General features: G+C 44.7%; 14 protein-coding genes. 1 reads left to right on the forward strand and 13 read right to left on the reverse strand.

Features of this window, described 5'->3' with window-relative positions:
• Positions 1-75: 75 nt before the first annotated feature.
• The 13 genes from lpxC to ACTXGE_RS08195 form a co-directional block, all read right to left on the reverse strand.
• Entirely contained in the window at positions 76-993 is a 918-nt protein-coding gene (gene lpxC / locus ACTXGE_RS08135; RefSeq protein ID WP_435949545.1) for a UDP-3-O-acyl-N-acetylglucosamine deacetylase, read from the reverse strand.
• A gap of 324 nt (positions 994-1,317) precedes the next feature.
• On the reverse strand, positions 1,318-2,514 hold the full coding sequence (gene ftsZ / locus ACTXGE_RS08140) for a cell division protein FtsZ (RefSeq protein ID WP_317199112.1): 1,197 nt from the start codon (positions 2,512-2,514) through the stop codon (positions 1,318-1,320).
• A 153-nt stretch (positions 2,515-2,667) separates the two neighbouring features.
• Positions 2,668-3,960, reverse strand: a complete 1,293-nt coding sequence (gene ftsA, locus ACTXGE_RS08145; RefSeq protein WP_317199113.1) for a cell division protein FtsA — start codon at positions 3,958-3,960, stop codon at positions 2,668-2,670.
• A 107-nt stretch (positions 3,961-4,067) separates the two neighbouring features.
• Positions 4,068-4,892, reverse strand: coding sequence for a cell division protein FtsQ/DivIB (locus tag ACTXGE_RS08150; RefSeq protein WP_443542934.1), 825 nt, complete (start codon positions 4,890-4,892; stop codon positions 4,068-4,070).
• Positions 4,893-5,182: 290 nt separating this feature from the next.
• Positions 5,183-6,247, reverse strand: a complete 1,065-nt coding sequence (locus tag ACTXGE_RS08155; RefSeq protein ID WP_443542936.1) for a D-alanine--D-alanine ligase — start codon at positions 6,245-6,247, stop codon at positions 5,183-5,185.
• 18 nt (positions 6,248-6,265) lie between these two features.
• Positions 6,266-7,705: a UDP-N-acetylmuramate--L-alanine ligase gene (murC, locus tag ACTXGE_RS08160; protein WP_443542938.1), complete on the reverse strand. Its 1,440-nt coding sequence runs from the start codon at positions 7,703-7,705 to the stop codon at positions 6,266-6,268.
• Positions 7,706-7,772: 67 nt separating this feature from the next.
• Positions 7,773-8,858 carry an undecaprenyldiphospho-muramoylpentapeptide beta-N-acetylglucosaminyltransferase gene (gene murG / locus ACTXGE_RS08165; RefSeq protein ID WP_443542940.1) on the reverse strand — a complete coding sequence of 362 codons (1,086 nt, stop codon included), beginning with the start codon at positions 8,856-8,858 and terminating at the stop codon, positions 7,773-7,775.
• A gap of 259 nt (positions 8,859-9,117) precedes the next feature.
• Positions 9,118-9,558: a DUF2147 domain-containing protein gene (locus ACTXGE_RS08170; protein WP_435949549.1), complete on the reverse strand. Its 441-nt coding sequence runs from the start codon at positions 9,556-9,558 to the stop codon at positions 9,118-9,120.
• A 58-nt stretch (positions 9,559-9,616) separates the two neighbouring features.
• The gene (gene gshB, locus ACTXGE_RS08175; protein WP_443542941.1) at positions 9,617-10,582 is read right to left on the reverse strand and encodes a glutathione synthase; all 966 of its coding nucleotides are present in this window, start codon (positions 10,580-10,582) and stop codon (positions 9,617-9,619) included.
• 60 nt (positions 10,583-10,642) lie between these two features.
• Positions 10,643-11,329: an orotate phosphoribosyltransferase gene (gene pyrE / locus ACTXGE_RS08180; RefSeq protein ID WP_443542942.1), complete on the reverse strand. Its 687-nt coding sequence runs from the start codon at positions 11,327-11,329 to the stop codon at positions 10,643-10,645.
• Between the two features lie 66 nt (positions 11,330-11,395).
• Positions 11,396-12,391, reverse strand: a complete 996-nt coding sequence (locus ACTXGE_RS08185) for a hypothetical protein (protein ID WP_443542943.1) — start codon at positions 12,389-12,391, stop codon at positions 11,396-11,398.
• A 342-nt stretch (positions 12,392-12,733) separates the two neighbouring features.
• Positions 12,734-13,579, reverse strand: a complete 846-nt coding sequence (locus tag ACTXGE_RS08190; RefSeq protein WP_443542945.1) for an SDR family oxidoreductase — start codon at positions 13,577-13,579, stop codon at positions 12,734-12,736.
• A gap of 61 nt (positions 13,580-13,640) precedes the next feature.
• Entirely contained in the window at positions 13,641-15,737 is a 2,097-nt protein-coding gene (locus ACTXGE_RS08195) for an Lnb N-terminal periplasmic domain-containing protein (protein ID WP_443542947.1), read from the reverse strand.
• Positions 15,738-15,939: 202 nt separating this feature from the next.
• On the opposite strand from ACTXGE_RS08195, the gene ampD reads away from it, so the two are divergent.
• Positions 15,940-16,539: a 1,6-anhydro-N-acetylmuramyl-L-alanine amidase AmpD gene (ampD, locus tag ACTXGE_RS08200; RefSeq protein WP_443542948.1), complete on the forward strand. Its 600-nt coding sequence runs from the start codon at positions 15,940-15,942 to the stop codon at positions 16,537-16,539.
• Positions 16,540-16,568 lie beyond the last annotated feature (29 nt).

Consider the following 16,568-nt stretch of genomic DNA (forward strand, 5'->3'; position numbering starts at 1 on the left):
AATTTTTGGCTTTGAAACCTAGCGATTTATGTAATATTGCGTAATTGTTTCGATACATCATGTATATCCGTGTACTTAACCTTCGACGGTATAGTCATTTATGGCTAGATAATCGATTGGACAAGTTACATTGTCATCAAATGTTACAATTTCAAAGTTATCTGAATCGGATAGTATTTCACGAACAAGTAGATTATTAAGTGCATGACCTGACTTGTAAGCGTTGAAACGACCCAAAATAGGATAGCCAATCAAATATAAATCCCCTAACGCATCTAAAATCTTGTGACGAACAAACTCATCGCTAAAACGTAGGCCCTCAGCGTTGAGTACACGCGCGTCATCGATAACGATAGCGTTGTCCATACTACCCCCTAAAGCGAGGTTGTTATTGCGTAGCGTCTCTATATCACGTAAAAACCCAAAGGTACGTGCTGAGCTTAATTCTTCAATAAAGTTCTGGGTTGAAAAATCAAGCTGTGCATACTGATGATCTTTATCAAAAGCAGGATGATCAAAATCAATCTCAAAATTTAGCTCAAAACCATCATAAGGATTCAGCTCTGCCCACTTATCATCAACCTCGACTCGAACGGGTCGCACAATCTTTAAGAATTTTTTGGGCTCATCTTGCTCGCGAAAACCTGCTTGCAAGAGCAATCCGATAAATGGTGCTGCACTACCATCCATAATAGGAATCTCTGAGGCAGAGACACGTATTAGCATGTTATCAATACCAAGGCCTGCTACGGCGCTTAGTAAATGCTCTACTGTACCTACGCGAGTACCACCAAATACTAGGTTTGATGACATCATAGTATCTTGTACTAAAAACGCGCTGGCTGGAATCGGTGCTGAACCTGTAATATCTGAGCGCTCAAAAACAATACCAGTGTCACAAGGCTGAGGATGAAACTCTAGGTCAACAGGCTTACCGCTATGTAGACCGGTACCTGTTACCGCTATAACGGTTCTTATAGTTCTTTGATTCATGGCAGTTTCCTCACATATTTTGTTACAATTGCCCTAGTGTATCATTAGTTGTCCTAAGTTCGCTATAGTAGGGATAGGATAAATTATCAATAACATTGATAAGCTGGCCTTATCATCATTGATGGCTTTGTTTATTTTAGTTAATAAAATTTAAATAATGGTATTAAAAACATAGGGTTGAAGACGTGATTTATACTGCTGTCGATGAGTCATTATTATTATGACTTAGTAGTGCATCAAACAAACTGCCACAAAAAAGCCAGCATCTTAGTGCTGGCTTTAAATAGTTCTGATTTATATTAGACTAATGACACTATCAGTAGACTACTTATTTTGTTGGCGCTTGAGGTAGTCTTGAATGCTATTGGTTTTGGTCTTTTGCTCTTCTTGCGGTACTGCACTGCGCACTGTATTGTCTTGATACGTTTTAGTCTGTGCTTGTTTTTGGCTATTTAGAGCGCTGGTATGCACGCTTGGATCAACGGACTGCGTACTATTAACAGAAGGTACAGGTGCCTCAGCGGCTTGCTCTTTACCTGCGTTTTCATCTAGTGTTAGACCTGTTGCGATAACCGTGACATGCAGATCATCACCCATTTTTTCGTCTATGACTGAGCCATAGAAAATATGAGCATCATCGATGTCGGTGATCTCATCAACGATAGCACTGATCTTGCTCATCTCATCTAAAGATAACGACTCAGAGGATATAACGTTAACGAGTAGACCTTTGGCGTTTTCTAATAACAAGTCGTCAAGGAGTGGCGATCTAATTGCTTTTTCAGTGGCTTGGCGAGCACGGTCGTCACCGCTAGCACGGCCAATACCCATCATTGCATGACCTTTGGCCGTCATAGCCGTACGGATATCGTTAAAATCGATATTGATAACCCCTTCGCTAGCAATGGTCTCAGCAATACCTTGTACCGCATGAAGTAGAACATCATCTGCCTTTTTAAAGGCGTCTTGCATAGAGATATTGCCGTACACGCTCATCAGCTTATCATTAGGAATAGTAATAATAGAGTCAACGAAGTTGGTTAATTGCTCAATACCCGCTTTAGCTGCCTTGATGCGCTTACCGCCTTCAAATTTAAACGGCGTGGTAACAACGGCGACTGTGAGCACTTCAAGCTCTTTTGCAATACGAGCGACGACAGGCGCGGCTCCCGTACCTGTACCGCCGCCCATACCAGCGGTGATAAACACCATATCAGAGTTTTCAAGCAATTCACGAATTGCATCTTCTTCACTCTCAGCCGCTTCGCGTCCCACTTCAGGATTAGCGCCAGCACCTAGGCCGCGATTGGTTTTGGCACCTAGCTGCAATTTATTAGGCGTCGTTAGGCGATCAAGTGCTTGTCTATCGGTGTTGGCACAAACAAAAGTAACCCCTCTAATGCCTTGTTGCACCATATGTTCAACCGCATTACCACCGCCGCCGCCAACGCCGAATACAGTAAAGCGTGCTTGGCCATTGTCATGAACTTGGCTATCATCTGGCATGGTATATTTTGACATAATAAAGGGTTCTCCAGTTGCATATAGTCTAAATATCATATAACAACGCACTTACATAGCGTGCTATCGACTTACTATTTATGAATGTGTTTAAATAAAATAAAGGGTGAATCATTATCTATCTTTAACAGTATTTTTAGGCTTAAAAAAGTCCTATAGAATCTTTTTGAGCACTTTAGATAAGCGCTGTCCTGCGCTTTGAAATACGCCTTTTACCCGAGCTTGCTGAATGGCTTCAGGTTCGCTTTGTTCACTATGACGAAACTGCTCGCTTTGACTATATAATAAGGTACCAAAAGCGGTATGAAAAGCGCGATCATTAATTTGTGAATTAATATGTTTAAAGACTTCATCATTGTCAAAATGATTGTATGCACTAATAGCGGGATGCATGTTAGTCATCACTACACGCATTTTTAACAGCTTTTTCGCAAACGGTATCATGCCTTTTATTGCACTACCGCCGCCTGTCAGTACAATGCCGCGATCGATATAACCTATCAGATCTGCTTCGTGTAATTGACGCGCCACTTCAGTAAAAATACGCACATAGCGCGCTTCAATAATGCGCGCTAAATTGTATATATTGACGTTAATGTCGTCATTTGGTCCTTGCGGTTTAAAGGTAAAAAACGAGCTTGGGTCTATACTATGAATATCGGCGGTACCGTGAGATTTCTTGAGCCTTTCAGCATCTATCATAGAGATACCAAAATCTGCTGAGATGTCCATAGTCACCTCATGACTACCTGTCGCTAAGCAGTGGGTAAAAATCAATTTGTTTTCTTTATAGACGCAAATACTCGTCGTACTAGCGCCAATGTCTACCAGACAAACCCCTTGCTGGCGCTCCTCTTTAATCAAGCTGTATTCAGCGCTGGTCACTGCATCAAAGACGATATGATCGATGCCAACGTCGCAGCTTTGCAGTAGTTTTTGGATGTTTTGGCGGCTGGCGACTGGCATCATCATCATGTGGTACATGACATTGATTTTGTCAGCGACCATCTCGATAGCATCATCGACCATAAACTCTTGATCATCGATATAGATACCTTGCTGGCAGCAGTGCATCAAGTAGTAATCAGAAGAGAGATCTTGCGATTTGGCATTAGACAAGGCTTGTACCATGTCTTTGGCACTGACGACGTCGTCCTCCACGCTCACACTGCCTGCGCTGTTCTTGCTGGCAAGCTCTGGCGTTGCAAGTGTTAACCAAACACTATGCACGCGGCAGTTTGCCGTATCTTCTGCTTCTTGGATGGCTTGTTTAATCGCTCCTTGCAAGCGTTCACGGTGCTTGATTTTGCCTTGATAAAAGTCGCTATTTTTGACTTGTCCAACACCCATAATACGGATGTCTGTTGCAGAGTATACACTGCCAATAACGACATACACTGCCGTGGCGCTTAGATGAACAACAACCAGATTTTCTGTATTTTTCATGGTACCAAACAAATTATCGCAAGACAGGAAACTAAATGATGCTTCCATTAAATCATTAAAATAGACACTACAATCCTTGCAGCGCTATAGAATAAACAGGTACTACATCAAGGTGCTAGAGGCTCAGGTGCTGACTGATTATCTAAAGGGTCAACAGGCATCTTATCCATATTCCATGCTAGGGTAAAACCGTTTTTATAACGTAAGTCTATAGCCTGAATATCATCACGCTGCGCGCTTAACTGGTTACCTAGCAATTGGCTTAAACTTAGCAATTTTTGCGCGGTGTTTTCATTATCCACGATGACTCGAAGACCATTATCAAAGCGGATAAGCCAAGTCATACGTGGCGATAATATAATGTCCTCAACATAAATATCAAGCGGCGCGTACCAGTCATTAATCTGTTGCATTTGCTGCATAATAACTGGTGCTTGTGCTATCTCTCCTTGCAAAGTTGCAAACTGCGTCTGGTTTAAATCTTTGCTATCTACAGGAACGAATACCACGCCTTTGGCATCGACTAAACGCTCGGTACCAAATTTGGCAACCGCTTGCCTTGGTAGAGCCTTTATGACAATGCCGCGTTGCCAATCACGAGTCACACTGACTTGATCGACCCACGGCATACTCATAGTGATATCTCTCAATGCTTGTAGGTCAGAAGTAAAGAAACTACTGACAGCCTGCTGACTCATCACTTGTCTTAGCGCTTGATGCTGCATAGTACTTAAATCTTTGCTACTCACATATATAGTAGCGGGAGGCGCCGCTCGAAGTGCTTTACCACCCATAATCAAGATCAGTAACAGTAATCCTAAAACGACAATTATAAAAAAGTATCTGACAACAACAGGCAGCTCAAACTTAGACTTTGCATGGCGGGTCTTATCACTCATCAAGCCAGTTGTATCATTAATAGCCTGAGCCATAGTAACCTTCGTCCTCAACTATCTTAGTTAGTCCATAATAAGTATATAGATCGCCATCACGATTAGCATATTAATAAACGATATAAAATAAATATCTCTTATATCAGTTATAACTCTAGCTTATCAGTAAACAAATCGTCCATATTTTTTACGATATTAACGTATTTTACTAATAAACAATAGCCTAACCTATATTACTAACATCGAATTTACACAAGTTTACATGATGTTGTGCTATAGCAGGTATATAGATACATTATATCTCTGGTGATTTTGTATCAAAATAATATCTAAAGCGTTTGCGCTAATATGTGCCAGCATAGACTCTCAAAGTCCATACCCTTAGCTTTGGCTGCCATAGGCACCAAACTATGGCTAGTCATACCAGGTACAGTATTAATCTCAAGCAGCCAAAAGTTACCAGCCTCATCTTGCATGGCATCAACGCGCCCCCAGCCTTTAGCATCTACAGCACGAAAAGCAGCTAAACTTAAAGCTTGTAAGTGCTCTTCGTCTTTGACGCTTAGACCACAGGGTATATAGTATCCAGTATCATTGCGGTTGTATTTGGCCTCAAAGTCATAGAAATTTGAGATGTCAGCAGGCTCTAGGCGAATAATAGGATAAGCTTCGTCATCGATAATGACGATAGTAAATTCGCGCCCTGTAATCCAGCATTCAGCCATTACTGCATCGCCGCACTGCACAGCAGTAGTATAAGCACCAGGCAGCTCATCAAGATTGTTGACCTTGGTCATACCTATGCTCGAGCCTTCATGAACTGGCTTGATAATTAGTGGTAGACCGAGTGTATTGACCACTTGCTGCCAATCAGTATTTGCCGTTAACAGTGAAAATGGTGCGGTTGCAAGACCACATCCTTGCCATAGTTGTTTAGTGCGTACTTTGTCCATACCCAGTGCTGAGGCTAATACGCCAGAACCGGTTTGCGGAATACCCAGCCATTGCAAGACGCCTTGCAAAATACCATCTTCACCGCCGCGACCATGCAAAACATTAAAAACACGGTCGTAATCGCGCAGTTCAGTGATATCTTGATCTTTGGGATCAAAATGAGTGGCATCAACGCCTTTATTTTTTAGGGCTGATAATACTGCCGCGCCGCTATCTAGAGACACGCTACGCTCATTGCTACTGCCGCCATAAACGACAGCTACTTTGCCAAAAACAGCAGGGTCTTGTACTTGGTTTATATCCTTACTCTTAGTCTTTTTTGAGGTTGTAGACTCATCGTCCTGCTCGACGTACGCAGCAGCTAACGCAGGCTCTGGGTTATCAATAGTCTTTTGCTCATTGTCTTTTTGTATGCTGTCTTGTTGATTATGAGTAGTCATATATCACTCCAAAAATACTTACTTAAGATACAAATCATTCGCTGCCAAATCTAGAGCTATCTGACCGACATTCCCTGCGCCTTGGGTGATAAGCATATCGCCCGCCTTTAATAGCCGTTGCATGACAGGCGCTAAATTATCCTTGTCTACAACCGTCGGCTCAATCTCTCCGCGCAAGCGAATGCTGCGAGCAAGTGATTTGGTATCAGCGCCTGCAATCGGACTCTCTCCTGCTGAATAAACTTCTAATAATAATAACTCATCAACCGATGACAACACATCGACAAAATCATCGTAGCAGTCACGCGTACGACTATAGCGGTGCGGCTGGAATAGCATAACTAAACGGCGCTCAGGGAAGCTTTGGCGAGCGGCTTTTATGGTCGCATCAACCTCTTTTGGATGATGACCATAATCGTCTATCAAGATAACATCACCGCCCTCAACGCTGACTGAAGCATGCTGCTCAAAACGGCGACCGACTCCTGCAAATTTTTGTAATGCACGTTTAATTGCCTCATCATCCACGCCTTCATCGGTCGCCATGGTAATCGCAGCGAGCGCATTATAAACATTGTGCGTACCCGGGATATTGAGCGTTAAACGCAAAGGTTCGTTATCACGGCGCAAAACCGTAAAGTGGGTTTTAGTACCTTCAACGACCAAATCGACAGCTTGCACATCGTTAAATGGCTCCAGACCAAAGGTCAGAACAGGACGTCCGATGTCATCAATCATCGCGTACAGCTCAGGGTCGTCACCGCAAACAACTGCCAAGCCATAAAACGGCATGTTTTGTAAGAACTGAATGTAGGCAGCTTTTAATTTATCAAAGCTGTTTTCATACGTTTCCATATGATCTTGGTCGATGTTGGTAACGATAGCCGCCATCGGATGCAAAGATAAAAAGGAGGCATCAGATTCATCCGCTTCAGCGACCAAATAGCGACTACTACCGAGCGCTGCATTCTTGCCTGAGGCATTAAGCTTACCACCGATAACGTAGGTTGGATCAAGCTTACTTTCTGCTAGCATCATAGTAAGCAAGCTAGTCGTCGTAGTTTTGCCATGAGCGCCTGCTACCGCAATGCCGTGACGATAACGCATCAGCTCGCCTAACATATCGGCGCGGCGTACGACAGGCAGGCGTGCTTTAAGCGCCGCTTTGATCTCAGGATTGCTACGATCTATCGCGGAGGACACCACGATAACATCGGCATTAGCGATGTTTTTGGAGTCATGACCGATAAATAGCTCTATACCGATGTCTTGTAAACGCTGAGTTACAGGGCTTTGAGCAATATCAGAGCCACTGACTTGATAGCCTTGATTGCTCATGACTTCAGCGATACCGCACATGCCTGAACCGCCAATACCCACAAAATGCAAATGCTGAATACGGCGCATCTCTGGAATTTCAATCAAGCGTTTGGGTAGTACTTTGGTCGATGTCGGCATAGATCCCTCTTATAATGCGCTCGTGAATAAAAATAAAAGTAGTCCGTAGAATGATAACTACAACGTCTTAAAGTGCTTGCCAAATGATATCGGTCACGTGCGCGCTGGCACTACGATTAGCTAGCGCATGACCTTTTTGCGCCATGTTTAAGCAAGCTTGCCTATCAAGTACCGCAAGCTCATCGCTCAAGCGCTGCGCAGTGAGCTCGCTTTGCGGTAATAAAATTGCTGCGCCCTGTGAAGTCAAGGTTTTGGCATTGGCTGTCTGATGATCATCAACCGCATGCGGTAGCGGCACAAATATAGCGGCGATACCGACATTTTGAATCTCAGTGACTGTCAGCGCGCCCGCTCGGCAAACGACCACATCGGCCCAATCATAAGCCGCTGCCATATCGTCGATAAATGGCTGCACGGTATACTGATGGACACTTAGATCTTCACGCTTATAGGCTGCAACAGTCGCAGATTCGTTATTGCGCCCGCATTGATGACGCACCTCAAATGGACTCTCTAGCAGCGCGAGTGCTTTTGGTACGTTTTCATTGAGCACTTGTGCGCCTAGTGAGCCGCCAACGATAAGCAAGCGTAGCGCTGATTTATCGCTAATGTCATAACGAGCCGACGGCGCTGCAACCCCTGTGATAGTCTGACGTACTGGATTGCCCACAGTGACAATCTTGCTATCGCTTTGACTACCAGCAAACGTATTATCAAACGCTTGGAGTACTTTAATAGCGATTTTGGATAAGTAGCGATTACTCATGCCCGCTATCGCATTTTGCTCATGAATAATCAGCGGCGTGCCTGTCATGCGCGCGGCAATGCCGCCAGGCGCACTGACATAACCGCCAAACCCAACTACGATATCGATCTGATTGCTTTTGATAATTTTGATTGTCGCCATCGTCGCTGATAGTAGTGTTACTGGCAGCTTTAATAGTCGACCAACCCCTTTACCGCGCAGTCCTTGCATATCAATGGCATGGAAGGTATAACCTGTAGGCTTAACCAACCCATTTTCCATACCACTTGGCGTACCAAGCCAATGAATTACCGCGCCGCGCTGAGTCAACTCTTCAGCGACCGCAAGTGCTGGGAATACATGCCCGCCAGTACCAGCAGCCATCATCAGTATATGCGGTGTTTTCATGAGACGACCTATGTAATTCTATGAATGGATAAAATTTTTAAAACAGTCTAACCTAAAGCACAAAGTAACCACACCTTAGGTCATAAAGCTCGCTAGTATAAAACAAATCATTCTCTAACCGATACTGTTTTTAATAGCGTTTTTAATAGCTTGATCGCCCTATTTAGGCACCTAATTTATAATACTAGTATTTTTCTTATTTTAAACCAGAGTGTGTTATAAAAGCGGTCAAAGAATGATAAAACTCCTAAATGAGAAGTCACAAACGTTTTAAAACGTGAGTTTTGCCCAAAAATGACACGCCTTTGTAGCCACGCAGTTTAAGAGTGTCGCCCTCAAGCTTGGCTTTGCCAGAAAAAGTGATTCCTGTCTTTGGGTCGATACCTGTGCCGTTATCGTAGACATTAGGATTACTCGCATCTGGCTCCAGATCCCAAATAAGAGTAGCGCCAACCAAAGGTTTGTTGTGGTACTTACCTTTGCATTCGTCGCACTTGGTCTTGTTTTCAGGATTGATCAGCACCTTTTCGACCTTGGCTGAGAGCTTGCCGCCGCGCTCTACAAAACGCAGCACTGCGTTGGGTTTACCGTCTTTATTGAAGTTGACCCATTTGGTGTTGTTCAGCTGGTCTGTTGCATTAGCACTAAAGGCTACTAGCATGCTAGCGCTCAGTAAAAATGACTTTATAAATTTAGCCATGGGCAATTCCTATTCTCTATAGTGTCATGACAGCATCGACTGGTATCGTATAACCGACTTATTTGCTATCGAGCTTGTGCTCAATTGCTATGATAAAGTCAGTTGCGATGTCAGTACCACACTGATCGTCAATCTCGCGTACGCACGTTGGACTGGTGACGTTAATCTCAGTAATGCGTCCGCCAATTAAGTCGAGTCCAACGAACATCAGCCCCTTTTCTTTGACAATGGGTGCGACCACTTCTGCCACCTGACGCTCGATATCGGTGAGTGCCATAGCCACACCGCTGCCGCCTGCGGCTAGATTGCCACGGGTCTCGCCTTTGGTTGGAATGCGCGCCAAGCTAAAATCAACAACAACGCCATCGACGATCAACACGCGCTTATCACCCTCAACAATCTCTGGTAAATAACGCTGCGCCATAATAGGCAAAGTCTCAAGCTCGGTTAAAATCTCTAAGGTCACGCCGATGTTAGGGCTGTCAGCGGTCAAACGAAAAATACCCGTACCGCCCATACCATCTAGCGGCTTGACGATAACATCTTGTTGCTCGCTAATAAACTCACGGATGTGCGCCTGTTTGCTCGTGACTATCGTTGGGCTCATATAATCGCTAAACCAAGTGGCAAATAGTTTCTCATTACAGTCGCGAATCGCTTGTGGGTCATTGACGACCAATACGCCAGCCGCTTTGGCATGATCGAGCATGTAGGTGGCATAAATAAAGCGCATATCAAACGGCGGATCTTTACGCATTAATATCACATCATAAGCGCTGACAGGTGCTGTCGATTTGTCGCCTAGAGTATAAAAATTCTCAGGGTCGCGGTGGACACTGACTGGCTGCGAATCTATCATCAGCGCGCCGCGATCAAGCCATAAATCATGAATCTGACAATAGCCCAGGGTGTGACCACGGTCTTGCGCCGACCACATCATGGCTAAGGTGGTGTCCTTTTTATAATTAACCCGCGCAATGGGATCCATAATAACTAGTATGTGTAATGATTGTTTGTCACTCATGATAGGGCTCACTTTTGTATTATTATTAATATAACGAGACAGTCGCTCATAACAGAAGCACTAAACGCCATATTGCTCACGGTATTGCTGCATTTTTGCCAGTTGAGTCGCGTCTTTGTTTTGACTATTGTCATCGGCTAGGTATTCGATTAAATTATCAATATCGACAAGCGCAAGTACGGGCACTTGCAGGTTGGCCGCCAGCTCCTGAATCGCTGAGCGCTCGCTCTGACCTTTCTCTTTTCGATCTAAGGCGACGATAATGCCCGCCACACTTGCCTCTGCTTGCTCTAATATCTCAACGACTTCGCGCATTGCTGTGCCTGCGGTAATTACATCATCGAGCACCCACACCGCCTTGCCATTGACATCAGCGCCAACTAGATTGCCGCCCTCACCGTGAGTTTTGGTCTCTTTGCGGTTATAACCCCATTTGGCATTGATACCATGATGCTGCCATAGAGCTTGTGCGGTGGCAGCTACAAAAGGTATGCCCTTGTAAGCGGCACCAAAGATAACCAGCTCTTGCTCCTTGTTGCCATTATCTCCAGCAGTGGCTAGGGCATCCGCGTAACCACGCGCCAATAACGACAACATCTCTCCTGTCGCCAGCAAACCTGCATTAAAAAAGTAAGGACTAACCCGTCCAGACTTTAAGACAAACTCACCAAACTTAAGGACTTGATTGTCCAAAGCCAGTTGAATAAAAGCTTGTGATGAGAAAGAAGCAGGTTGTGCGTTTGACATGAAGCATTCCTATAAACGATGTAGTTGAAAAGATGAATCGGTAACGAGGCTAAGCGATTTTATGAGTTATTGGCTTGACCAGCCATTAATGTAATAATCATCCATATTAGGATAACGCGTGAGCAAACGACAGCGCGATGACAGATTGAAATAGCAATCGCCCGTATCAGAGACTTGAATATCCCATCCCAAATAGTGCGCAGCCACTATGATATGCCCTGCAAACAGACGTATTTGACGGTATTGATGCCGCTGCATAGGTGCAAGTGACAGCTGGCTGAGCAAGTAACTGCGCACATAATTGCAGATTTGTTCAGCGCTATAGCTTTGGTTGACGCTTTTGCGCGTCGTGCACTGTTTTAGAGCGTGAACTGCTACGCTACAGGCCATGACATCTGTTGCCAAGTTGCCCGCACCCATTTCAAACTGCTGCGGCTGCAAAATCACTTGCCAATCCTCAGCGTATAAACTGTTCAATAATTCGTCAGGATCGTACTGATTGTTTGTACTTTTATGATGTTGTAAGACTTTTTTGTCTGGTGATTGAAGGCTTTTTGATGTTGATAAAGGCTTATCATCTGCTATAAAACCATAGCGATTCAATTTAGGATAACGACTCATTGTTCGCCTAATATCTGCCATATCGAGCAAAACCATGTGCTCAAGCGAGGATAATAGTGGCTGCTCACTGTAATTATGATAAAAGCTGTCAGGTAGCGCGATAAGCTCAGCCGCTTCAAGCAGGGCTAAATGCTCAGCGAGCGCCTCAGAACCAATGAGTCGCCACTTAGATAGTGCCCTCTCGTTTGGCACAAAAAACCGTACAGATTTACCGTATAGACGGCGTAATTGGCTATTAATCTGGCGCGTGGGCTCTGGAATATCGTTAAGCGGACGCGCAGGATCGAGCGGCGTTTGCTTGGGATCAAAATTAGGATGCACGATTGCAGGTTGCTCGCTATCTGGTAAGGAGGATTTCTCAGCGCTATCTTCAAGGCCCTCACCTAACTCTGACAATAAGAGGTTAGATAAGTGATTGTCAGACATAAATGGCTGGGTCATAACGTCTCCACAGACTTAAAATAAAATTAACTACTATAAAACTAACTACTACCAGTAAACACTTAGGGCGTGTTGAACATTCAACCATGGCACTGCTGATCGCTAAAATGGTTCCAGACACGGCGCAAGTTAAAGATAATGTCTAGACCTTAGCTTGACTTGCAACACAGTATGGGGCAATTTTAGCATCAGCCTGAAAGGACAGGACTCTTTTTTGCCGCTACTTTGATAAAAATAGACGCTTAGAATAACTAAACTTACTATTTTTATCTTTGAATCGACTAAAAAATAGTCTCTGTCAGTGCGTATTTGTGAATGTTCAATACGCCCTAAAATCTTTTATTATTGCAACCCTTCATGATGCAAAATATCACGGTAGCCTACCTGCCAATCAGGATAATCAAGCCATGCTAACGGAATGTTGCTATGTAGGCGCTTCCCCGTAACTGCCGTTTTACTCTTATCGATAGCAGGCGGCATCTCCCCTACTTGCTCACTTAGCCAAACGCTTAATTCAAACGTCGTCACGGGTCTATAGTCAGTCGCAATATACAGCGGCTTTGGCGCATCACAAGTCAATACCTTTGTAATAATAGTCACCAGATCGCGATCCATAATGCGATTACTCCAGTGCTGCGCTGCTACTGATTTTTTTTGTGGCTCGCGCACTTTACGCAGTCGCATAAGCCGCTCGCGTCCATAGATACCGCTTGGGCGAATGATAATGGCGCGAGCATCAAAGCCTTGTTGCAATACTTGTTCTGCTTGCAAAATAACCTTCGAGGCATCGCGCTCAGGCGTAATCGGCGCGGTCGTGTCATCCACCCATTCGCCACTATCTTGTCCATAGACGCCTGTTGAGGAGATAAAAACTATGCGCGAAAGCTTATGCAGTTGATCCGCTAAGCTTGCCAAGTGTCGATTAATCGCCAAATAGCTACCCTCATAACCGCTGGTAGAATATTCATCGGGGGTTACGATAATGGCAATATGAGTAAAATCTTGCAACTGCTCAGCGCTAAGTGTCAACGCATCGGTTTGCATAAACTTTGCATTGTCGTCCAAATCATAGCGCTCACGTTCACTGCGAGCAAGGCCAGTGACTGATAATCCATCATAAGCGAGCTTATTGGTTACAGGCAGTCCGATATCGCCTTGACCGATGATCAGTATATGTGGCGTACTCATAATGCATCCTTTGATTTCACACTTACAATAAAAACAGAGTTATCTACTTTAACAATAAACGCTAAAAATACCGTCTGTATGCCAGTTTGATATCGTCATTAGCATCGACGCGATCTTGCCAGTCATAACTGGCGTCAAGTCGTAATGCTTGGGTGCGGTCAATATCATATTGCATCCCTAGCGTCGTTATCGGTTGCCAATAGTGACCTTTAGTATCAGGCGTACTCGTGTCGCCATGATACCAATAAGGTAGCTCTAGTTGTGCCTGCGCACGTAACTGATTGTTAATCTGATAATGACAGCCAGCGTTCACGCCTGCGCCAACCCGAAAACCTTTATTCAGACCACGTCCGCCCTGAGCGGTTCCTGATAACAAAGCATAGCACAGCTGCGGCGGCATCTCGCCAGTACCTAATCTTGGGGTGCCAAACGCCCATGACCAGCCTGTCTCGTAGCCGACATTGCCCACTAGATGATCGCGCCCTTCAACTTGTGAGCCATCATCAACGCGCGTCGCCTCAACGTTGACGCCCCACGTTTTGCCCCTTTGTGCACTGTTGACTGGGTTAAACGAGCGTCCGCGCAGGATTGTGATATTCTCTAGCACCACATTATCAGGCTCATTGTCGTTACTGTCCGTATCGTAAAAACGCACGGTAGCAGCTAGGGCTTCTAAATTAAAAAACTGCGAAAATCCCATGGTGCGATCTAGCATGTCATGAAAGCCTGCGCGCACGCCAACATCGATATAGCCGTTGTCACCGCGCTGACCGATACCCATTTGAGCCATTTGGAAGGGATGGCGATCTGTGGGGTTATTATTTGAGGCAACAATGCCATGATCTACGATGGTTTTGCCATCTGCTGATATGCTCGATGCCGCATTGCGCTCGGCGGATTTGATCGCTTGCGCATCGTTTTTACTTAATGATATATAACCAAGTTCGGCCGCTACTTTGGCTTTGTTCAGCTCAGCCTGACGCACGGTACTATCAGATGGCGTAAAACGGGCATCTGATAGTAAGTCCTCATCGTTTAACAGTTGTACCACATCAGAGGGGATGACCACGTAAGGCAATTGACTAAGCAGGTTTTGCTGAGGGCGCACCACATCAATTAAACGCAGAATCTCAGAGGCGCAGTTATCGGTAGTAAAATAATAAGGAATATCTAAATCTTTGGTCTCCCAAACGTGCAAGATAATCTGCTGTACTTCAACAGGCGTCAAATCAAGCTGATAAGTCCACGCATCGCGCTCATCGTCCTTGAGATACTTAGCTAGCTTTTCGTGATAAGGGTCAATCTCAATTCTGTTATTGTAACCGCCACTCGTTGATTTGATAGCGTAAATGGCAAAAGCATCGTCAGGGTCGCCATCGACGGTATCGTTTAGCGCATAAGCATGATGTATTAGGTTAGGATTTGCCGCGCTTATTGGCGAGTCGATACGCAGCAAGGTATGAGCAAAAGCGGAAATCGGATTATCGAGATACTCTTCAGCAAACATAATTGATAGCTGTTCGGGGTTTAGCATTTTCATCCAAGAGCCAAGCTCTGGGCAGTCCGCTTGCAAGCGCGCACCGTCAATGCCTAGAGTATCTGTGAGCCACTGCGTACGTGCAGGAAAACGGCAAACCGCTGCGTTATTGCTAGAGTTTGAGGGTTGAGACAATGTGGTTTTTGGTGCTGTCATTTGATTAGCAAATGCGATAAGCATCGCATCAAGTTCAGCGCCAGCATCAGATTGTCCATTGGCACTCAAAAAGAAATCTGGATTATCGATCAGGCTCTCAGGCGCGCCTTTATTCAATGTCGATTTTTTGTCATCTAAAAAATATAGTAGTCGTCGCCACGTTGTATGCTCAGCTAAATTATCCGCCTCAACTTGTTTGCGCCACTTAGACAATAGCTGCTGGGCTTGTGGCGTATTTGCTGCATCAAGTGATGCTAAGTTAGGCGTTGCTAAATCAAGCGATGCTGAGTTAGGCGCTAAGGCACCTGTCGTTACCAATGACAAGGGCGTTGGCAGGACCGCTTGCGCAGGCGCACAGAGTAGACTGGCAATAGTCAGGGGTAAAAGTGCTCGCAGGCTTACGCCTTTTGACGGAGTCTTTTTTGCAGCATGACACTTAGTTATAGCAGTTGAATAAAAGGACATAAGGCAGCATCTCGCGTTTTTGCGCTAATAGCTAGCAAGCAATTTGAGGTTATAGAGAAATGTGAATAAAATCTGTTGGCTTAAAGCTTACATTAGCGCCGTAATAATATTTCAATACGCTGCATAATATTGTATATGATATACCAGATTTAAAAGCACTGTTTGTTATCGTGTTTTTAGTCGTTAAATAATTGAGAGCATCATGTCTACATCTATTACAAAAATCAAAGATCATCGTTTATTGTCAGCCACTTGGCTTGCCTCGCCCAATTTCAACGAGCGTCCCAAGGGCAAAGACGGTAGCATGAGTATTGACACTATCGTCATCCACAATATCAGCTTACCACCTGATGAGTTTGGTGGCTGCGATAGTGATGGTCTGCACTACGTCAAAGCCCTATTTACCAACCAACTTAACTGGAGTGCGCATCCGTACTTTAAAAGTATCGAAGGCGCAGAAGTATCCGCGCACCTGCTGATAGAGCGCGATGGCAGGGTCACCCAATTTGTCCCCTTTGATAAGCGCGCGTGGCATGCAGGCAAGTCCAGCTATTTGGGACGACCTGAATGCAATGATTATAGCATTGGTATTGAGCTTGAAGGCTCAGATTTTCAGGCCTTTACTGATGAGCAATATATCGCCCTTACCGATATTATCACTGCCATTTATCACGCGTATCCTAAAACGCGTCGACATCTAACGGGTCATAGCGATATCGCACCAGGACGCAAGAGTGATCCGGGTGAGTATTTTGACTGGGTGCGCTTGCGTCAGATGATCAATCAAAACAGCGAGCGATAAAGAGCACTCTGCATTCCACAAGCAATTCA

The organism is Psychrobacter sp. T6-4, from assembly GCF_052258425.1.
Taxonomy (GTDB): domain Bacteria; phylum Pseudomonadota; class Gammaproteobacteria; order Pseudomonadales; family Moraxellaceae; genus Psychrobacter.